We start from the raw sequence: 18,946 nt of genomic DNA on the forward strand, positions 1-18,946 counted from the left end.
CTTTACATGCAAGAGCAAACACAGATAAACAAAGAATATTTGTGAAGCGCTGAACCGCGTCCGGGGTGGGCGGCGGGCAGTGTCGGAGGGGGCCGTTAGCGTGGGAGGCATGAAGATTCTGCATACCTCGGACTGGCACATCGGGCGCACCTTTCATACCCACCCCACCCTCGAACATCTCGGCACGGTACTGACCGCACTCGTCGAGGTCGTGCGTGACCGCGGCGTCGACGTGGTCGTCGTCGCCGGCGACATCTTCGACTCGGCGATGCCCTCCAGAGACAGCCTCGGTGTTCTGACGACCGTGCTGCGACAGCTCAAGGCTGCCGGCGCCATTGTCGTGATGACGAGCGGCAACCACGACTCCGCCGCCCGACTCGGCTTTCAGGCCGAGTGGGCGCGGCTGGCAGGCATCCACATCATCACCCGGCACGACGAATACCTCGAGCCGGTCACGGTGACGGATGCCCACGGGCCCGTTCACTTCTACGGCATTCCGTACCTGGAGCCGGTCATCATTCGCCATCATCACCCTGAGGAAGAACTGAAGACCCACGAGCAGGTGCTCGGCTTTGTCATGCGGGGGGTGCGGGCCGATGCGGCCGCGCGCGGTGGGCGCAGCGTCGTGCTTGCCCATTGCTTCGCGGCCGGTAGTGCGCCGGCGACCGAGGCCAGCGAGGTCGAGCGGGACATCACCGCCGGTGGCCTCGACGTCGTCTCGACGAGCGTGTTCGATGGTCCCGACTACGTTGCCCTCGGCCACATCCACGGCCGCGCCACGCTCAGCAACCGGGTGCGTTACTGCGGGGCTCCGCTGCACTACTCATTCTCGGAGGCCGGCAAGCCGCGGGGTGCCTGGCTCGTCGAGCTCGGCGCCGTCGGGGCCGATGCCGACGTTGAGTGGGTCGACCTGCCCGTTCCGCGGCGCCTGAGCCAGATCACCGGCACCCTCGACGAACTCCTGGGCGACCCGAGCCTTCGACGCAATGAGGGCGACTGGGTGAAGGCCGTGCTCACCGATCGGGTGCGCCCGCTCGACGGCATGCGGCAGTTGCATGAGCGGTTTCCGTTCTGCGTGGCGCTCGAGCACCGACCCAGCGTGGTGGTGGACCCCGAGGCCTCGACCTACCGGGAACGGGTGAGGGCGAAGTCCGACCCGGACATTGTGGCTGGTTTTCTCGAATACGTGCGCAATGGTGTCGGGCCCACAGAGTTCGAGGCCGCCCTGATCACCGAAATTCTGCAGCAGCAGAACAGCACGAATGAGCAGAACAGCACGACCGAGCAGAACAGCACGACCGAGCAGCACGGCGCGACTGAGCAGCATAGCGCGCCGTCGACCGCGCAGGGGGTGCGGTCATGAAGATTCTGCGCCTGCGCCTCGCGGGCTTCGGACCCTACAAGAACGAACAGCTCATCGACTTCGAGAAATTCGACGACGATGGCATCTTCCTGATCACGGGCAAGACCGGGGCCGGCAAATCGAGCATCCTCGACGCCATCTGTTTTGCCCTCTACGCGCAGGTTCCGCGTTTCGACGGCGGTGAACTGTCGTTGCGCAGCGACCACTGCGCACCCGACGACCCGACCTTCGTTGAGCTTGTCTTCAGCGTCGGTGGGCAGCAATACCGGGTGTACCGCACGCCGCGGTATCCGAGGCCGAAGAAGCGCGGCGGCGGAACCACGATCTCGCAGCCCGACGCCGTGCTCGAGGTACGGCAGGGAGACGACTTCATCGGTGTGGCCGCCCGACCGGTCGACGTCGGCAACGAACTCAGCCGCATCCTGCCGCTCAAGGTCGACCAGTTTCTGCAGGTGATCCTGCTCGCCCAGAACCGATTCCAGAAGTTCTTGCTCGCCAAGACCGAGGATCGCCGCACGGTGTTGCGTACCCTGTTCGGAACAGCGCGATTCGAACAACTCGAATCCGCGTTGATCGTGCGCCGAAAGTTAGTCGACGGGCAGCTCGCCGACGTCGTGCGCAGCATCGAGGAACGGGCGGCATCCGCTGCCATCCAGCTGCGGCTTGATGCTGCGCCGCCGACGCCAGACCTCGATTGGTTTGACGCTGCGCTGACCGCGCTGCGAAGCGAACTGGCCGCGGCCGCTGAGCAGTCCGATCGGGCGGCCCTGGCCCTGCTGACCGCGGTGGCCGGCCAGAAACAGGTCGATGACGTCGCTCGCCGCCAGCAGCGCCGCGATGCCGCGAGCGCCCGGCTCGGTGCACTCGACGAGGCGCGCGCGGCGATCGACGCGCAGCGTCTCGTGTTGCAGAGGGCCGCTCGCGCCGCCCGCGTCTGGCCACAGGTGCGCGCGGCCGAGCAGTCGGCCATCGATCTCGCCGCCGCTCTCACCGCCGAAGCGGATGCCCGCGCCCGCTGGTGCGATCTCGCGCTCACCGACGCCGACGCCAACGCCGACACCGATGCAAACGCCGACGCCGTCACCGTGACGGTCGTGCGCGGTCTGCTCGACGCGCTGCTCGGCCGCCTCGGCACCCTCGATGATGCCCTCGGTGACGAGCGGCGCCTGCCCGCACTCGACTCCGAGATCACCGATCTGGCGGCGCGGGTGCACTCCGCCGCGACCGAGCTGGCCGACGCCCAATCCCGTATCGACGCGCTGCCAGAGCAGATCACTCTCGCCGAGACCGATCTCGCCGACATGACCCTGCTGGCGGCGCGTGAGGGCGACGCGACCGCCGATCGCGACCGGGCCGAAGCGTCGCTCGCGGCCGCCACCGTCGTCGCGGAGTGCACCGACCAGCTGCGCGTCGCGCAACAGGGGGAGACCGCGGCCAGTGCCGCCAACACCGCCTCCGCGGCCCGCTACGAGGCGCTGTTGGCCGCCCGGTTCGCCGGGTTTTCCTCCGAACTCGCGAGCCGACTGGTACCGGGGCAACCGTGTTCAGTGTGTGGGGCGGCCGAGCATCCGCATCCGTCGAACGGTGTGCCCGACCCGGTCACCGAAATCGACCTCGACGCGGCCCGGCTCGCGATGACCGCGCGGCAGCACGACCTCGCCGACGCGCACGACACGGTGCAGACGATCGGTACCCGACTGGCGACCGCACGGGCGCGGGCCGGCGACCGCAGCGTGACGCAGCTGACCGTCGAGGTGCAGACCACGACAGACGCCCAGAGCACGGCCAGGGCCGCCGCCGCCCGAACCGGGAGTCTCGCCGATTCGGTGAAGGGACTGCGCAGCGAATTGGCCGTGGCAGCTGCCGGGCTCGTCGACACCCGTGCCAGTCGGGATGCGGCCGCCAGTGCCCACACCGAGCGCCTCAGCCATCGGCAGACGATCGCCGCCCGCGTGGCCGTGCACCGCGGCGACTTCGCGAGCATCGGTGATCAGGTCGCCCATCTGGAGCACCAGCGCGACCTCAGCCGCCGGCTGGTGGACGCCCTCGAACAGGCGAGGGAGCGCGCCGACGCCGACACGACCGTTCGCGGTGCCCTCGCCGCACAGCTTCTCGAGGAGCACTTCGATCGTGCGGACGAGGTGGGCACGGCGCGCCTGACCGCGGCCGAAATTACCCGTCGGCAGGCACTCGTGCGCGTTCACGATGACGCTCTCGCCGCCGCGCAGGCCACCCTCGCCGAACCCGACCTGATCGGGCTGCCCCTCGAGCCCGTGAACCGGGAACCCGCCGACCTGTTGCTGCGCGAGGCCAGCGTCGCGCGTGACGATGCCCTCACCGGGCACAGTTCGGTCGCGGAGCGTGCGGGCCAGCTCTCGACGGTGGTGACGGATGTTCGCCGCCATTTCACGGCATCCGCTGCCCTGCTCGTGGAACAGAAGCAGGTTCGCGGTCTCGCCGACGTCGTACACGGCGACGAACCCAACACCAAGAGGATGCGCCTGGAAAGCTTCGTGCTCGCTGCCCAGCTCGAGGAGATCGTTGCGGCGGCCAACCAGCGGCTGCGCACGATGACGAGCGGTCGCTACACCCTGGAGCACGACGATGCGGCGGAGTTTCGAGGCGCGCAGTCGGGGCTCGGGCTCGCGATTCGCGACGAGCACACCGGTCGGGCGCGGGCGACCCAGTCCCTGTCGGGTGGCGAGACTTTTCTGGCCTCGCTCGCCCTGGCGCTGGGCCTCGCCGAGGTGGTCACCAACCAGGCCGGCGGAATCACGCTCGACACCCTGTTCGTCGATGAGGGCTTTGGGTCCCTCGACAGCGAAACCCTGGAAACGGCGATGGGTACTCTCGACACGCTGCGCGCCGGCGGGCGCACGATTGGGCTGATCAGCCACGTCGAGTCGATGAAGGAGCAGATCCCCGCCCGACTGAGCATCGTCGTCACTGACCAGGGCTACAGCGAAGTCGAGGCCCAGAGCTCAGGGACACAGAGCTAAGGGACACAGTGCTAAGGGATCGCCCGGTGTCGCGGCGGGCGGGTTTCTGGATCACGCCGGGGCGTGCAGTGCTGCCTTGAGCGTCATGGCGGCCTGGGTGACGGCGGCACGGGCCGCCTGCGTGTCGTGCAGCTGATTGAGCATCACGAAGTCGTGCAGAATCCCGGTGTAGCGCACGGCGGTGACCGCGACCCCGGCCGTGCGCAGTTTGGCGGCGAAGGCCTCACCCTCGTCGCGCAGTACGTCGGCCTCGCTCGTGATGATGAGTGCCGGGGGCAGGCCGCGCAACTGCTCGGTGGTGGCGCGCAGCGGACTCGCTGTGATCTGGGCGCGGTCCTTCTCGTTCGTCGTGTATTGATCCCAGAACCACTTCATCGCGGCGAGGCTCAGAAAGTATCCCTTGGCGAAGAGCTTGTAGGACTCCGTGTCGAACTTCGCGTTGGTCACCGGGTAAAACTCGACCTGCTGCACGAAGTGCACGTCCCCGCGTTCCTTCGCGAGCAGCGTGAGGGCGATCGCCAGGTTGCCGCCCACCGAGTCCCCGGCCACGGCGAGACGTGAACCATCCAGATTCTGGTCGGCTCCGTCCCGCATGATCCACTGGGCGACCGCGTAGCACTGCTCGAGGGCGATGGGGTACTTGGCTTCGGGCGCGCGGTCGTACTCGGGAAAGACCACCGCAGCGTTCGCTCCTATCGCGAGGTCCCGCACCAGACGGTCATGGGTGTGGGCGTCACCGAACACCCAACCGGCGCCGTGCAGGTACAGGATCACCGGCAGAGTGCCCGTGCTGCCCACGGGCCGAACGATGCGGGCATTGACCAGACCGGTGGGTCCGCCGGCGATCCCCACCCAGTCCTCGTCGATGTCGGGCTTGTGAATGTGGCTGGACTGCACCTCGTCGACGGCACGACGGCCGTCATTGGGCGGGAGCTCGTGCAGGTACGGACGCTCGTCGGTCGCCTCGGCGAAGGCCTGCGCGGCCGGTTCGAGGGCGATGTTGCGGGGGTTGGCGGTCATCAGAGTCCCATCACGATCAGCAAATGGCTCGGCTAGCTCTCATCGTCGCGGAATAACGGTCGAATCGGCAGGCACCGGCACGGATCGGCCACCTCCCGTGCGTGCAGCGACCACTGGCCGGTTCGCGGCGAGGTGAGTACGATAACGCCATGGTTGTGCTCATCCGCCGTCTCGATCAGTACCGGTATGAGCTCGGGCAGCAGAACGGCTTCGAGCGCTTCGTGATCGGTCGCCTCGAATCGCTGCAACCCGAGGTCGTTGCCGGCGCCGAGCCGACCGGCTGCGATCTGGTCGACGTGCACGTTCAGCACATCGGCTGTCTTGAACTGTTTCAGGCCGGCCAGATCACCGTGGTCCCGGCGGGACATCTGCTCATCTTCGATGCGTCGCGGCCCTGCGTGCTCAGCTATCCCGGCCCGCATCTGAGCTCGCTGTTCGAAGCGCCCAAGCGGCGTCTGGGGCTGTCTGACACCGATCTGGCGGCGCTCTGCCGCACGCCGATCGGGCTGGCGGTGACGGATGCGCCGCCCGGCGGGGCATCCGTCGCCGCGGCCGCGATCGCCCAGCTCGCGCGGGTCGCCGGAACGCTGAACGTGCGGGCTGGCACGCTGATCGCGGAGGCGATTGTCGACCTGGTTCGCATCGCCGCGACCGAGCAACTCGCGCTCTGCCCCTCAAACGATCTGCTGCATGTCACGCTCGTGCACCGGGTCAGAGACTACATCGACGCGCATCTGCGTGACCCCGAATTGTCGCCGGGAGCGATTGCGACCGCTCACCTGATCTCCCTGCGGGCGCTGCACAAGGCCTTCGAGACCGAGCCGGTGACCGTGCACCGGCTGATTCAGCAGCGTCGACTCGAGCGAGCCCGCAGCGATCTTGGCGGTCCGGGCGAACCCGCCGTTGCCGTCGCGTTGATCGCCGAGCGGTGGGGGTTCGGCAGCCCGTCGCTGTTCACCCGACTCTTTCGCCAACGTTTTGGCGCATCCCCGAGCGAATGGCGCCGATTGAGCGGCGAGTCGACGGCTGTCGGGCTGAGCGAACCGGTGCGAAAACGGTGAAATTGGGGATTGCCACGGAGCCCGCGGACTGCCACGATCGGATGGCTGTGTACGAGGATGTGTGCGGCCGATGGGAGCCCCGCATGACCCAAAAGATCCTGTACATCGACCTCGACAATGCGCTTGTGAATGTGCAGTCGGGCATCGATCGGCTGACCAACGCGGAGTACTGCCGCTATGAGAAGCGCCTCGACGAGGCGCCCGGAATTTACGCCCGCATGGAGCCTCTGCCCGGCGCGATCGAGGCCTTCTGTACCCTGTCCCGATCGTTCGACACGTACATTCTGTCCACGGCGCCGTGGGGCAACGCGAGTGCGTGGCAGAACAAACTTGAGTGGGTCCACGAGTATCTGGGGGCCGAAGAGGGTACCCCCGCCTACCAGCGCCTCATCCTGTCGCATCACAAGCACCTGAACCGCGGGGAATTTCTCGTCGACGACCGTTCGGCAATCGGTGCCGACCGGTTCGAGGGCGAACTGATCCAGTTTCTGACACCGGACTTTCCGGACTGGGCGACCGTCACGCGGTACCTGCTCGAGCGGGCCGAAGACGACACGGTTGCCAGCCCGCGCCGTTTTTCTCACGCCTGACACCCATCTGGGTCATAGGAACCCCATAGCCGGATGCAGTTTGCTCTGTATCAGAGACGACGGCTGGGGCCGTTGACCTGAGTGAAAGGCAGAGCAATGACCACGCATGACGACCGTTCGCCCGACCAGATCGCGGCAGCCGCCGCGGCCGCACCCTACGTTGTGGTCTACGAAGCAGCCGCTGATGGAACGACCGGTCTGAACCCGTCGTGGGGCGCATCCCCGGCACCGGTGGTCGCGAGGCGTGCGTTCTGGCGTACCCGCACCGCCGCCGCGGTCGGTGTCGCTGCGGCGCTCATCGTGGGATCGAGCGGCATCGGCTATGCCCTCGGCCAGGCCGGAGCGTCGAGCGCCGGCAGTGACCTGAGCACGACATCCGTCACCGGCGACTACCCCGGAACGACCGAGGGGGCCACCGGCACCGAGGGAAGCGGCGCCGACGGCCCGCCGGACGGCTTCTCCGCCCCGGGCGGCGCAGGTCCCGGCGCGGCGACCGGTTTCGGGCCGGGATCCTCGACCGGTTCCTCGGCGAGCACGCTCGAGTCGACCGCGGCCAGTGACGCACAATCGGTCGGCATCGTGCTCATCGAGACCGAACTCGACTATGAGAGCTCGGCCGCGGCCGGCACGGGCGTTGTGCTCAGCAGCGACGGGCTGATCCTCACCAATAATCACGTCATTGAGGGTTCAACGAGCATTTCGGTCACGGTCGCGACGACCGGTGAGACGTACCCGGCCGAGGTCGTCGGCACCGACTCGAGCGCCGATATCGCCGTGCTGCAACTGACGGATGCCTTCGGCCTCACCCCCGCAGACCTCGACACCACCTCTGCTGTGGCAGTCGGGGATGCCGTGACGGGCGTCGGCAACGCCGGCGGCACCGGTGAGCTCACCGCGGCCGCTGGCGCGGTCACGTCGCTCGACGAGACCATCACGGCACAGAATTCCGACGGTTCCAACGCCGAAACGCTCAGCGAACTCATCGAGATCAATGCGCAGATCGAGTCCGGGGACTCCGGCGGTCCGCTGCTCGATGCCGACGGCGAGGTCATCGGCATCAACACCGCGGCATCGTCGGGCACCGCGAACGTGACCGGCTACGCGATCACGATCGAGAACGCCCTCGAGACCGTCGCCGCCATCGAATCGGGCGTCGAGACCGACACCGTCACCATCGGCTACCCGGCGTTTCTCGGCGTCGCTGTCGGCGCCACCACGACCGATGGTTCGGCGCTGCTCCAGGCCGTGATCGAGGGTACGCCGGCGGCCGCGGCCGGCCTCGTCGCCGGTGACACCATCACCGCCGTGGACGCACTCGCCGTCACGTCGTCGAGCCTGTCCGCCGTGCTGCACGGCTACGACGTCGGTGACGCGGTCGCCGTCAGCTGGACCGATGCCGCGGGAGCCAGCCACACCGCATCCGTCACGCTGATCGCTGGCCCCGCCGACTGACCCTGCCCCGCCGACTGACCCTGCCCCGCCGACTGACCCTGCCCCGCCCGCTCTCGCGTGGTGTTTTAGGTCGGCTGCGGGCCGAGGCAGGCAGCGAAGCGATCGCGCAGAGCGTGAAACTGGTCGACCGTGAGTCCCGCGCGCACGAGGTACGCCTGCACCCCGCCGAAACGGGCGAGCACGGCCAGCACATGCCGCAGGGCATCGGCCGGGCTGTCAAGGTGCAGGCTGAGCGCCGCCTCGTATTCTTCCTCGGTCAACGGCAGCTCGCGCAGCGCTGCATCGGCCAACTCCCGGCGAAAGAGCCGCACCTCGGTGGTCGAGAGCGCATAGTCGGCAATGACATCGTCGGGGTCGGCTCCGGCGGCCAGCAGGGTGAGAGCCACGACGAGGCCCGTCCGGTCCTTGCCGGCCGCGCAGTGCACGAGAACCGGGCCGGTCGCATCGGCGATGACCGCAACGGCTCGGGTGAGCTGCACCGCCCGGGTGTAGATGAGCGTCTCGTAGATTTCCTCGAGCGTTCCGGTCAGCGGCTGCACGTGCGGCGGCGCATCCGCGGCCTCGAAGATTGGCAGGTGGCGCACCGGAATCGGGTGCTGCACCTCTCCGCGCTCGCCGCCGTCGCGCAGGTCAAGCACGAGAGCGACCTTCAGGCGTGCCAGAACGGATGCCCCCGCCTCGGTGATCGCATCCAGGGTCGCCGCCCGCAGCAACCATGGCGAGCCGATGTCGCCGATTGCGCGCACGTTGTAGGTGCCGGGCACGCTCAGGAGAGTCATGCCCACAGCCTCCGCCGACGAGGTGAACGCACGGTAACCCCGACCTGACGATTACCCCAACTCTGCGGGCTCCCTGTGCGAGATCAGGACTGCGCGGTGCACCTACGACTGCACGGTGATCTGTACGGCGAATTCGTTCTGCACGCTGCCGTCTTTCATGCTGGTGTTGAAGGCCACGAGGTCGTAAAATCCGGCAGTCAACCCGCTCGGGAGGGTCACGAACTCGCCGAACAGTGATTCCACCCCGCCTTCCTCGGTCATCAGGTATCGGGTGAAAACGACGGTTCCGCGGGCGTCGCGCAGTTCCACGGTGAGTTGCGCTTCGAAGACCGTGGCGACACCCGACACGCTGAGTACGCCGCCGGCGGCGACCGTATCGCCGCATGCCGGGCTCGTCAAGGTGATCGCCGGGCGAGTGGGGGACAGCGTCACCGGGCGCTCGACGAGATTGATGCGCGACCCATCTTTCGGGCTGAGCTCGTAGGCCCGCAGAATGATTGGGCGGGCGCTCTCGCTCTCTGGGGCGAAGGCGAGCAGGGTCTGCCAGGTGCCGGGAGTCCCACTGCCGGAGGTCGCCGTGAGATGACGCACGCAGAGCTGATCGCCTGCCTCGTTCACCGCGTCGACCGTGAGCGCGGCCTCGAAGGTGTTCGACGTTCCGTCGAACGCTATGGGTATCCGCACCGTTGCGCTGTCCTCCGGTCGCAGGATCGTGATGAATGCGGGATCGGACGTGGGTGTCGGCGTGGGATCAGCCGTGGGCGTTTCGCTGGGTGTTGGTGTTGGCGTGGCGGTGGGTGCAGGTGAGGTCGGCGGCGCTGCCAACGGACCGGAACCCGCACAGGCTGCCACGAGCAGCACGGCGGCCGCGACAATCACGGTTGCCGTGAGACGGCCGGTGCGCAGAGGAAATTGGAGGTGAACCATGGCTCCAGACCTTTCCTCGGCCTATTTTACGCCCGTTCCCGTCTCTTCCGCTGGTGGTTTAGAAGGGAAAGAGCAGCCGGTGCAGAAACTGCCGGGTGCGGTCCTCTCGGGGGTTGCGCAGCACCTCCTTCGGGGCGCCGTGCTCGACGATCAGGCCGCCGTCGACGAACGCGATCTCGGTTGCGACCTCGCGTGCAAATTCGAGTTCGTGGGTCACGATGACCATGGTCCAGCCCTCGGTGGCGAGCTCCTTGATCAGCCGCAGCACGTCGCCGACGAGTTCAGGGTCGAGCGCCGAGGTGGGCTCATCGAAGAGCAGCAGTTGCGGGCGCAGTGCGAGGGCACGCACGATGCCGACCCGCTGCTGCTGACCGCCGGAGAGTTCGAAGGGGTAGCTGTCTTTTTTCTCGGTGAGGCCGACCCGGTCGAGCAAGGCGAGAGCCTCGGCGGTGACCTCGGCCCGGTTGCGCTTCTGCACGATGACCGGGCCTTCGATGACGTTCTCGAGCACGGTTTTGTGCGGAAAGAGGTTGTAGTGCTGAAAGACCATGGCGGAGCGGTCGCGCAGTGTCGTGAGTTGTTTCTTGCCGGGGACGGCGTCGAAGCTCACGGTGGGGTAGTCGGCCACATCGATTGTGCCGCCGTCGGCGAGGTCCAGACCGTTGAGGCAGCGCAGAATCGTGGTCTTTCCCGAACCCGAGGGCCCGATCAGGGCGAGAACGGTGCCGCGGTTCACGGTCAGGTCGATCGATTCGAGCACCCGGGTTGTGCCGAAGCTCTTCTGCAGGCCGCGCACGGTGAGCAGGGCGGCGGCATCCGTCGGCGGCGTTGCAGGCAGGAACACGGGCGGGGTTACGGGCGGGTCAACGGGCGACATAGCGGTCCAATCGCTTTTCGAGAAAACCCTGTCCGGTCGAGAGCACCAGGCAGATGACCCAGTACACGAGGGCAGCCTCAAGGTAGATCAGCATGAATTCCTGGCTGAAGGCGGCGATCTGCTCGGCCTCGCGGAACAGTTCGGTCACGAGCACCAAGGACGCGAGCGAGGTGTCCTTGACCAGGCTGATGAAGGTGTTGGACAGCGGCGGTACCGACACCCGCGCGGCCTGCGGCAAAATGATGCGGCTGAGCGTGCGGCTGCGGGACATACCGACCATGTAGGCCGCCTCCCACTGACCCTTGGGTACCGACAGGATCGCAGCGCGGATGACCTCGGCCGCGTAGCCACCGACGTTGATGGAGAAGGCAATGATGGCGCTCGGCCAGTAGTCGAGCACGATGCCCAGTGAGGGCAGGCCGTAGAAGATGACATAGAGCTGCACCAACAGGGGGGTGCCGCGCACGATTGAGATGTAGACGCGCGCGATGGACGAGATCCAGCGCCGCCGGGACAGGCGCATGAGCGCGAGGGCGAGCGCCAGCACGAGCCCGATGGCGAAGGATGCCAACGCGAGCGGGATCGTGCCGGTGATCGCCCCCTGCACCAGGGGGCCGATGGAACTGAAAAACAGCTCGGAGCTGGATTCATTCATGCGCGATTCATCAGTTCTTCGGGTCCCGGTTCTTGGTCAGGGTCGTGAGCGGATGCCCACGTCGAGCTACTGGCTGACGTCCGCACCGAAATAGGTGTCGCTGATCTCGGCGAGGGTGCCGTCGGCGGCGAGGGTGGCGAGCGCGTCGCTGATCGCGGCGGCGAGAGCGTCGCTGCCGAGCGCGAAGGCGAAGGCACTCTCGGAACGATCGGTCGTCTCGGCGGCGACCTTCAGGCCGTCGGCTCCGGTCTGCTTCTGGTAGTCGAGAAAGGTGAGCTTGTCGTTGACGGTCGCGTCAACGCGGCCCTCTTCGACGAGCGCCACGGACTGCGCCCAGCCATCGACTGCTTCGACGGTCGCGCCACTCTCGGTCGCGAGGGTGTACCAGTTGCTCGTGAGCGACTGCGCGGTGGTCAGACCATCGAGGCTTGCGAAGGAGGTGATCGAGGTGTTGGCCTCGGGAACGACGATCACGCCGGTCGAGTAGGTGTAGGGCGTGGAAAACGCGTAGGAATCGACGCGCTCGGGGGTGATCGAGACCTGGTTGGCGATCACATCGAAGCGACCGGACGTGAGTCCCCCGAAGATGCCGTCCCACTGGGTCTCTTCGAAGCTGACCTCGACGCCGAGCTCGGCGGCCACGGCTTCGACGACGTCCACGTCATAGCCGGTCAGGTCGCCCGAGCCGTCTTCGTGGTACGAGAAGGGGCGGTAGGTGCCCTCGGTGCCGACGGTCAGAACCCCGGAATCCAGCACGCTGCTGAGCGAATCGTCGGTGCCAGCCGAGTCGCCGCCGGTGGCGGAGCATCCGGTGAGGGCGACGGTTACCGCGGTGAGGAGTGCTGCCGAGACGATTCTGCTGTTCAACTTCATGGGTGCTGGCCTTACCAAGAGTGGATGCGAGTGCGTGTGTGCGCCGAAATCGCCGAATGGCAACTCCCTAGCGTAACAAGGCGGACAGCGTCGTGAATATTCCGCAGCTCTAGGCGCGCACGGCCAGTGTGAAGGGGAGCACCGCACCCGCACCCGCTCGGCGCAGGGCCCGTCCGGCCACGGTGAGGGTCCACCGGCTGTCGGCCACGTCGTCGATCAGCAGCACGGGCCGGCCCGCGAAGCCGTCGGGTGCGGCCGTCGTCAGCGCTGCGGCCAGATCGTCGCCAACCGCGAAGCGCTCCCACACTGCCGCCAGTCGGTAGGCGCTGTTGCCGCCGCTCGTTCCGGTCGGCCCGCCATTGACCGCGTCGAGGGTGCCGAGGAATGGCAACCGGCCGACCTGCGCCAGCGCCTGGGCCACCGAATCGATGAGCAACGGATGCGCGCGGCTCGGCATGGCCACCACGGCCGCCGGTCGTTCCTCCCACTTCCAGTCGGCGAGCACGCGAATGCAGGCGGCCGTCATGGCCTGGCTGGCCGGGGCATCCGCCGCCCCCGCAGCGAAGACCTCGCGCAACGGGCCGCCCCAGCCGAGGTCGGTGAGCCGGGCGAGGGCTCGGCCCGGAGCGAGACGCTCGGTGACGGCGATATTGCCCTTCACGTTCACGCCGAGGCTCGCCACGCCGGTGGGCCACTGCGCCCGCGGTTCGATCGTGACGCCGGCGCGGTCGAGGGCCGCCGCTGCTGCAGCGGCGGCATCGTCGTGCACGTCGACCGGGTACCAGGGAGACGTGCAGTTGTCGCAGCGGCCGCAGGCAACGGCGGTGTCGTCGTCGAGGGCGCGCTGCAGAAATTCCATGCGACAGGCGCTCGTGCGTTCGAACTGAAGCATGGCCTGCTGTTCACTCTGCCGGGCCGCCGCGATGCGCTCGTAGCGTTCGGCGTCGTAGACCCAGGGCTGCCCGGTGGCAACCCAGCCGCCCTTCACCCGCTGCACCGCGCCGTCAACGTCGAGCACCTTGAGCAGCAGTTCGAGTGGCGAACGGCGCAGGTCGACGCGGGCCTCGAGCGCCGGGGTGGACAGCGCCGCGCCCGCCTCGCTGAGGGCGTTGAGCACCGATTCGGCCTTGTTCTGGCTCGGCATCGACGAGGTCGCGAAGTACTGCCAGATGTCTTCGTCTTCGATGCCGGGCAGCAGCAGAACGTCGGCGTTCTCGGTGGCGCGGCCGGCGCGACCGACCTGCTGGTAGTAGGCAACGGGGGAGGAGGGCGCCCCCAGATGAAGCACAAAGCCGAGATCGGGCTTATCGAAGCCCATGCCGAGGGCGCTCGTGGCCACGAGGGCCTTGACCTCGTTGCGCTTGAGCATGCCCTCGCTCTCTTCCCGCTCGGTGGTGTCGGTCTGGCCGGTGTAGGCACGCACCTCATGGCCGGCCTCCCGTAACAGCCGGGCGGTGTCTTCGGCCGCGGACACGGTGAGGGTGTAGATGATGCCGCTGCCAGGCAGCTCGGCGAGGTGGCTGAGCAGCCACGACAGTCGGGCCCGCGAGCCCGGCAGTCGCAGCACGCCGAGCCGCAGCGAGGAGCGGGCGAGCGGCCCGCGAATGGTCACGACCTCGGCGGTTCCGCCGGCGCCGGTGTGGGTCGAAGCGCCAGGGGCGACCCGCCCGACCTGCTCCGCGACATCCGTCACCACCCGGCTGTTCGCCGTCGCGGTCGTCGCAAGAACGGGCACGCCGGCCGGCATCTGCGCGATGAGGTCGCGCAGTCGGCGGTAGTCGGGGCGAAAATCATGGCCCCAGTCGGAGATGCAGTGCGCCTCATCAACGACCAGCAGCCCAACCCGGCTGATCAGGGCGGGCAGCTGCTCGTCGCGGAAACTCGGGTTGTTGAGGCGTTCGGGGCTGACCAGCAGCACGTCGACCTCGTCGGCCTGCAGCGCCCGCATCACGTCGGCCCATTCGTGCGGGTTCGCGGAGTTGATCGACACGGCCCGCACCCCGGCTCGGGCGGCCGCGGCGACCTGGTCGCGCATCAGCGCGAGCAGCGGCGACACCAGAATGGTCGGCCCCGCGCCCTGACGGCGCAACAGCAGCGTGGCCACAAAGTACACCGCGGATTTGCCCCACCCGGTGCGTTGCACGACGAGCGCGCGCCGCCGCTGATCGACGAGCGTCTCGATGGCCTCGTACTGACCCTCGTGAAAGTCGGCTGCGTCGTTGCCGACCAGGGTTCGCAGAATTTCGAGAGCGGATGCGCGGGTGTCGGTCATTCCTCCAGCGTGCCAGATACCACCGACACTTCCACTCGACTCCGACAGCGCGGAGCTGCGTGTGCGTCTCGTTCAGCTCGACAACCGGCGCCGCTGCGCAGGCGCCAGCGCCACCATGCGGTCCGACTGCGAACCGGGGCGGGGCTCAGCGTTTCAGGCGCACGCGGGCAGGTTCCCTCGGTAGGCTTTGAGGGTGAACGTGATCCAGGAGTTTGAGACTCGAATGCTCCCCGATTTGGTTCCGGGTTTTCGGCAGTTGGTCGGGCAGGCGCGAGTGAGTGACCCGATCCTGCTGAACGAGCGTGCCATGGTGAGAATGCTCGTTCCCGTGCAGTGGATCCTGCGTCGGGTCGGAACCGACGGCATCCGTTTGACGAAGGCCGGGCACCTGCCGCCGGCCGTGGTGATTGAAGCGTCGACTCAGCTGGATTGGGGCTGGCCCATCGAGGTCAACCGCGAGGTGCACATCCGCCCGCTGGGTGAGCTGCGCGCCCATCTGCGCGACGTCGGTCTGCTGCGGGTGAGCAAGGGCACACTGTTGCTGACCGTGCGCGGTCGGACCCTCGTCGAATCGCCGCGCGAGCTGTGGCGTTACCTCGCGGCGACGATCCACCACAGTCGCACCCCCGGTGTGAGCGATGCCACTCGACTGCTGCTGCTCTACGTCGCCACCCGCACGCTCGATAGCCGTTCGGAGTATCTCGAGGTGCTGGGGCGCGGGCTCGGCTCGCTCGGCTGGGTGGTCTCCGCCGAATCCGGAATGTCAGGGGAGGACGCGGCCGATGAGTTGATTGCCCCCAAATGGCGGTTATTGACGCGGCTCGGTGTCTTCGAGGGTGCCCGTCACGGATTCGGCCGCACCGAAACCGTCACCGTGGGTGGCGCCGCCTTCGCGCGGGCCGCCCTCAAGGTCGAGGTGCCGGCGATCGTGCCGGCCTAAGCCCTCCCGGCAGCTGTCTCGGTGCCAGCCTGGGTGCCGCCGCTACGTCGGAATGCTTCCGTTCGGGAACAGCGTGTTCACGGCGTCGGTCATCTGGGAGACGCTCGCGATCACCGAGACGACGAAGATCGCAGCCCACACCCAGGCCGGGGCGATGCCGCGGCCGACACGGCGCCGTACGATCACCGACCGACCGATGACGTAGATGCCGGCGGACAGGAACGCCCAGGCCCAGTGGAACGGCTTGGTCACGCCATCCTTCAGCAGGCGGCGCCGGTCGAAGAGGGCCAGAGCGACCGACGCGGCATACACGCCGAAGGACACGAAGCTATTGGTGACCTCTTCGGAGGTGGGAGGTGCGGTGCTCCCCGCCATCACGAGCTCCAGCTGTGCCGTCACGTCGACGGATGATGCCGTGTACAGCACGAGCAGGGGCAGCAGCGTGATCGCCCAGATCAGCGGGTTGTAAACGGCCGTGTTCGGGCCGATCACGGCGGGCGCGGTTACACCGTAAACCTCGAGGGCGGGATCGTGCAGGTCATCGGTCCAGCGGGTGCCGTCCCACCAGCGCTGCCGGGGCGAGCCCATCGGGTCGGCGTACCAGCCGGGCGGATGCGCGCGCGGCGCGGGTGTGTCGGTCATGGGTCCCCCTCGAGTCGTCTGGTCCAGCCTAAACGACCGAGCCTGGGTCGGCAGGGTGCGCTGCCGGGGCTATCCGTCGTTCAGGTGGTTGGATGGGACCATGGACGCCACCCCCAGCTACATTGACGATTTCGCCCGGTTCATTTACGAATCACCGTCGTCGTATCACGCAGTCGCGGAGGCGGCCCGCCGTCTTGATCTGGCCGGCTTCACCCGACTCGCGGAGCGCGACGCGTGGCCGGAACAGCCGGGACGCCACTACATCGTGCGTGACGGTGCCCTGATTGCCTGGGTGCAGCCCGTCGGTGCCGGGCCGACGACCCCGTTTCGCATTCTCGGCGCACACACCGATTCGCCCGGTTTCAAGCTCAAGCCCAAACCCACGATCGGTTCACACGGATGGCTCCAGGCCGGGGTCGAGGTCTACGGCGGGCCGTTGCTCAACTCCTGGCTCGACCGTGAGCTCGAACTCGCCGGCCGCCTCGTCACCCATGACGGCACCGAGCACCTCGTGCGCACCGGGCCGTTCCTGCGCATTCCGCAGCTGGCCGTTCACCTCGACCGCGAGGTCAACAACGGCCTGACCCTCGACCGCCAGCGCCACCTCACCCCCGTCTTCGGAGTGGGCGATGTGACCCAGGCCGACCTCATCGGGCACCTCGCCGGACTCGCCGGCCTGGACGGCAGCGATATTGCGGGGTACGACCTGCTCACGGCCGACACCGCACCCCCGGCGACCTTCGGCCTCGGCGGGGAGCTGTTCGCGGCCGGACGCATGGACAACCTCACCTCGGTGCACGCCGGGCTGCTCGCCCTCATTCTGGCCGGCGACGCGGCGTTCCCGGGTGAGGGTGACGGTGACGGTGACGGTGACGGTGTCGGGGGAGAGGCATCCGCTGCCCCCGCCATCAGCGTGCTCGCCGCCTTCGACCATGAGGAGATCGGCTCCGCCTCCCGGTCGGGCGCGGCCGGACCCCTGCTCGATGACGTTCTCACCCGCATCGGTGCGGGCCTCGGCGCGACGGTGACCGACCGCCTGCGGGCCTACGCCGAGTCCTGGTGCCTGAGCGCCGACGCCGGTCACGCCGTGCACCCCAACTATCCCGAGCGCCACGACCCGGCAAACCTGCCCGTTCTCGGCGGTGGCCCGCTGCTGAAGATCAACGCGAATCAGCGCTACGCGACGGATGCCACGGGCGCGGCCCTCTTCGCCCGCACCTGCGCGCGGGCCGGGGTGACCTATCAGGAGTTCGTCTCGAACAACACGGTGCCGTGCGGCTCGACGATCGGCCCGCTCACCGCAACCCGCCTCGGAATTCGCACCGTCGACGTGGGAGTGCCGCTGCTGTCGATGCACTCGGCCCGTGAGCTCTGCCACGTCAACGACCCGGCGGCGCTGTCCGCGGCCGTGGCCGTCTTCTTCACGCCCGAGCGCTGAACGTCTCCGACGGGTAGACAGCGAGAGAGCCGACAACAACACGGGGCGGGCGAGATGTCACAGAACGCCCCGCGAAGCCTCTCGAGGGTGTCGAAGGGGCCATCTGTGACACTTCGCCAATCCGACCTAGTTTGCAGCAGCAGCAGCAGCAGCAGCAGCAGCAGCAGCAGCGTCGAGGCGCGCAATGCGCGTCCGGGCGGCGTCCTCCGACGACGAGGAACTGCCGAGCAGGCCGCGCACCAGATTCAGCACCACGCCCGTCGCCCAGATGGCGGGCCAGCTGGGCTTGCGCAGCCCGAGCATCCGTCGGTATTCGGCCGGGAGTGACGCGACGGCTCCGGCGAACATGATGCGATAGAACGGAATCATTGAGCGGCGCAGCGGGGGATTGCGAATGAAACGCACGGCCTCGGCGACGCGTTCATCGCTCTTCAGTACGCCGGCCGCTCGGAAGTCCTCCAACTGCGCCCGCAACTCGCGTTCGGAGCGCGGCGGGTTGGGCACGCCCACGAGTTCACCGGCCTTCGTCCACTCGCGCACATACTGGTCGGCACCGCCAGGAATCGGCGATCCCCACACTGTTTCGCACGCTAGAAAGGCATCGGTGAAGACCACGTGCACCCACGACAGCAGCTCAGGGTCGCCGGCCCGGTAGGGCTTTTCCACGCCCTGCGCGTCGAGGTAGGTGCCCGCGACCCGGTCGTGGAACCGCGCGACCCGCGACGATTCCAGCTCGGCAAGGGCGGTATCGGCGAACGTCACGGTGACGAGCCACTGGATCGTGCCCGACAGCCGGCCCAACGGGTCTTCGTGGTACCGGGACCAGTCGTGCACGCCGGCCATTGCACCCGGGTGCAGCGTCTGCATGAGCAGCGCCCGGATGCCGGCGACCATCGTCGCCATGCCGCCATGCACCGCCCAGGAGGCCGAATCCGGGCCAAAAAAGCCGAGGTCGTCGCCGAGTTCGATCTTGCCGACCCACGCCGGTCGGCCGTCGTGCTTGCCCGACAGCGTCGTCAGCAGGTGGGAACGCCAGCTGTCTGCAAACCTGCTCATGA

At 67.9% G+C, this 18,946-nt stretch carries 16 protein-coding genes; 7 read left to right on the forward strand and 9 right to left on the reverse strand.

Features of this window, described 5'->3' with window-relative positions; genetic code table 11:
* Positions 1 to 109 precede the first annotated feature (109 nt).
* Both E3T55_RS02645 and E3T55_RS02650 read left to right on the forward strand, forming a co-directional pair.
* The gene (locus E3T55_RS02645; RefSeq protein WP_134518024.1) at positions 110 to 1,363 is read left to right on the forward strand and encodes an exonuclease SbcCD subunit D; all 1,254 of its coding nucleotides are present in this window, start codon (positions 110 to 112) and stop codon (positions 1,361 to 1,363) included.
* Positions 1,360 to 4,362 (forward strand): AAA family ATPase, encoded by a 3,003-nt coding sequence (locus tag E3T55_RS02650; protein WP_134518025.1) that lies wholly within the window; start codon positions 1,360 to 1,362, stop codon positions 4,360 to 4,362. The genes E3T55_RS02645 and E3T55_RS02650 overlap by 4 nt, the downstream gene beginning before the upstream one ends.
* Positions 4,363 to 4,413: 51 nt before the next feature.
* Here E3T55_RS02650 and E3T55_RS02655 read toward each other — a convergent pair whose 3' ends face one another.
* The gene (locus E3T55_RS02655; protein WP_134518026.1) at positions 4,414 to 5,382 is read right to left on the reverse strand and encodes an alpha/beta hydrolase; all 969 of its coding nucleotides are present in this window, start codon (positions 5,380 to 5,382) and stop codon (positions 4,414 to 4,416) included.
* A gap of 149 nt (positions 5,383 to 5,531) precedes the next feature.
* Between E3T55_RS02655 and E3T55_RS02660 the strand changes: the two genes are divergently transcribed.
* The 3 genes from E3T55_RS02660 (at position 5,532) to E3T55_RS02670 (ending at position 8,485) form a co-directional block, all read left to right on the forward strand.
* Positions 5,532 to 6,443, forward strand: coding sequence for a helix-turn-helix domain-containing protein (locus tag E3T55_RS02660; RefSeq protein WP_134518027.1), 912 nt, complete (start codon positions 5,532 to 5,534; stop codon positions 6,441 to 6,443).
* 83 nt (positions 6,444 to 6,526) lie between these two features.
* Entirely contained in the window at positions 6,527 to 7,033 is a 507-nt protein-coding gene (locus tag E3T55_RS02665; protein ID WP_134518028.1) for a 5' nucleotidase, NT5C type, read from the forward strand.
* A 96-nt stretch (positions 7,034 to 7,129) separates the two neighbouring features.
* On the forward strand, positions 7,130 to 8,485 hold the full coding sequence (locus E3T55_RS02670) for a S1C family serine protease (protein ID WP_134518029.1): 1,356 nt from the start codon (positions 7,130 to 7,132) through the stop codon (positions 8,483 to 8,485).
* Between the two features lie 65 nt (positions 8,486 to 8,550).
* On the opposite strand, the gene E3T55_RS02675 is transcribed toward E3T55_RS02670, so the two are convergent.
* The 6 genes from E3T55_RS02675 to E3T55_RS02700 form a co-directional block, all read right to left on the reverse strand.
* A complete protein-coding gene (locus E3T55_RS02675) occupies positions 8,551 to 9,264 on the reverse strand; it encodes a tyrosine-protein phosphatase (protein WP_134518030.1) in 714 nt (237 codons plus the stop codon).
* A 102-nt stretch (positions 9,265 to 9,366) separates the two neighbouring features.
* Positions 9,367 to 10,191 (reverse strand): Gmad2 immunoglobulin-like domain-containing protein, encoded by an 825-nt coding sequence (locus E3T55_RS02680; protein WP_134518031.1) that lies wholly within the window; start codon positions 10,189 to 10,191, stop codon positions 9,367 to 9,369.
* Positions 10,192 to 10,249: 58 nt separating this feature from the next.
* Positions 10,250 to 11,068, reverse strand: coding sequence for an amino acid ABC transporter ATP-binding protein (locus E3T55_RS02685; RefSeq protein ID WP_134518032.1), 819 nt, complete (start codon positions 11,066 to 11,068; stop codon positions 10,250 to 10,252).
* A complete protein-coding gene (locus tag E3T55_RS02690) occupies positions 11,055 to 11,723 on the reverse strand; it encodes an amino acid ABC transporter permease (RefSeq protein ID WP_134518033.1) in 669 nt (222 codons plus the stop codon). Before E3T55_RS02690 ends, E3T55_RS02685 begins: the two co-directional genes overlap by 14 nt.
* Positions 11,724 to 11,789: 66 nt before the next feature.
* Entirely contained in the window at positions 11,790 to 12,596 is an 807-nt protein-coding gene (locus E3T55_RS02695) for an amino acid ABC transporter substrate-binding protein (protein ID WP_134518034.1), read from the reverse strand.
* Between the two features lie 109 nt (positions 12,597 to 12,705).
* On the reverse strand, positions 12,706 to 14,868 hold the full coding sequence (locus tag E3T55_RS02700; protein ID WP_134518035.1) for a RecQ family ATP-dependent DNA helicase: 2,163 nt from the start codon (positions 14,866 to 14,868) through the stop codon (positions 12,706 to 12,708).
* Positions 14,869 to 15,142: 274 nt separating this feature from the next.
* Here E3T55_RS02700 and E3T55_RS02705 point away from each other — a divergent pair, with 274 nt between their 5' ends.
* Positions 15,143 to 15,808 carry a hypothetical protein gene (locus E3T55_RS02705; protein WP_134518036.1) on the forward strand — a complete coding sequence of 222 codons (666 nt, stop codon included), beginning with the start codon at positions 15,143 to 15,145 and terminating at the stop codon, positions 15,806 to 15,808.
* A 42-nt stretch (positions 15,809 to 15,850) separates the two neighbouring features.
* Here the strand turns inward: E3T55_RS02705 and E3T55_RS02710 are convergent, their stop codons facing one another.
* Positions 15,851 to 16,450, reverse strand: coding sequence for a DUF2510 domain-containing protein (locus E3T55_RS02710; RefSeq protein WP_134518037.1), 600 nt, complete (start codon positions 16,448 to 16,450; stop codon positions 15,851 to 15,853).
* A 100-nt stretch (positions 16,451 to 16,550) separates the two neighbouring features.
* Between E3T55_RS02710 and E3T55_RS02715 the strand changes: the two genes are divergently transcribed.
* Positions 16,551 to 17,888: a M18 family aminopeptidase gene (locus E3T55_RS02715; RefSeq protein WP_134518038.1), complete on the forward strand. Its 1,338-nt coding sequence runs from the start codon at positions 16,551 to 16,553 to the stop codon at positions 17,886 to 17,888.
* A 126-nt stretch (positions 17,889 to 18,014) separates the two neighbouring features.
* On the opposite strand, the gene E3T55_RS02720 is transcribed toward E3T55_RS02715, so the two are convergent.
* Positions 18,015 to 18,944 (reverse strand): oxygenase MpaB family protein, encoded by a 930-nt coding sequence (locus E3T55_RS02720; protein ID WP_134518039.1) that lies wholly within the window; start codon positions 18,942 to 18,944, stop codon positions 18,015 to 18,017.
* Positions 18,945 to 18,946: the final 2 nt, after the last annotated feature.

It is taken from the genome of Cryobacterium frigoriphilum (assembly GCF_004403305.1).
GTDB lineage: Bacteria > Actinomycetota > Actinomycetes > Actinomycetales > Microbacteriaceae > Cryobacterium > Cryobacterium frigoriphilum.

Coding starts and splice junctions, on each gene's coding strand:
- E3T55_RS02645 (WP_134518024.1), top strand. CDS start 110: ATGAAGATTCTGCATACCTCGGACTGGCACATCGGGCGCACCTTTCAT.
- E3T55_RS02650 (WP_134518025.1), top strand. CDS start 1,360: ATGAAGATTCTGCGCCTGCGCCTCGCGGGCTTCGGACCCTACAAGAAC.
- E3T55_RS02655 (WP_134518026.1), bottom strand. CDS start 5,382: ATGACCGCCAACCCCCGCAACATCGCCCTCGAACCGGCCGCGCAGGCC.
- E3T55_RS02660 (WP_134518027.1), top strand. CDS start 5,532: ATGGTTGTGCTCATCCGCCGTCTCGATCAGTACCGGTATGAGCTCGGG.
- E3T55_RS02665 (WP_134518028.1), top strand. CDS start 6,527: ATGACCCAAAAGATCCTGTACATCGACCTCGACAATGCGCTTGTGAAT.
- E3T55_RS02670 (WP_134518029.1), top strand. CDS start 7,130: ATGACCACGCATGACGACCGTTCGCCCGACCAGATCGCGGCAGCCGCC.
- E3T55_RS02675 (WP_134518030.1), bottom strand. CDS start 9,264: ATGACTCTCCTGAGCGTGCCCGGCACCTACAACGTGCGCGCAATCGGC.
- E3T55_RS02680 (WP_134518031.1), bottom strand. CDS start 10,191: ATGGTTCACCTCCAATTTCCTCTGCGCACCGGCCGTCTCACGGCAACC.
- E3T55_RS02685 (WP_134518032.1), bottom strand. CDS start 11,068: ATGTCGCCCGTTGACCCGCCCGTAACCCCGCCCGTGTTCCTGCCTGCA.
- E3T55_RS02690 (WP_134518033.1), bottom strand. CDS start 11,723: ATGAATGAATCCAGCTCCGAGCTGTTTTTCAGTTCCATCGGCCCCCTG.
- E3T55_RS02695 (WP_134518034.1), bottom strand. CDS start 12,596: ATGAAGTTGAACAGCAGAATCGTCTCGGCAGCACTCCTCACCGCGGTA.
- E3T55_RS02700 (WP_134518035.1), bottom strand. CDS start 14,868: ATGACCGACACCCGCGCATCCGCTCTCGAAATTCTGCGAACCCTGGTC.
- E3T55_RS02710 (WP_134518037.1), bottom strand. CDS start 16,450: ATGACCGACACACCCGCGCCGCGCGCGCATCCGCCCGGCTGGTACGCC.
- E3T55_RS02715 (WP_134518038.1), top strand. CDS start 16,551: ATGGACGCCACCCCCAGCTACATTGACGATTTCGCCCGGTTCATTTAC.
- E3T55_RS02720 (WP_134518039.1), bottom strand. CDS start 18,944: ATGAGCAGGTTTGCAGACAGCTGGCGTTCCCACCTGCTGACGACGCTG.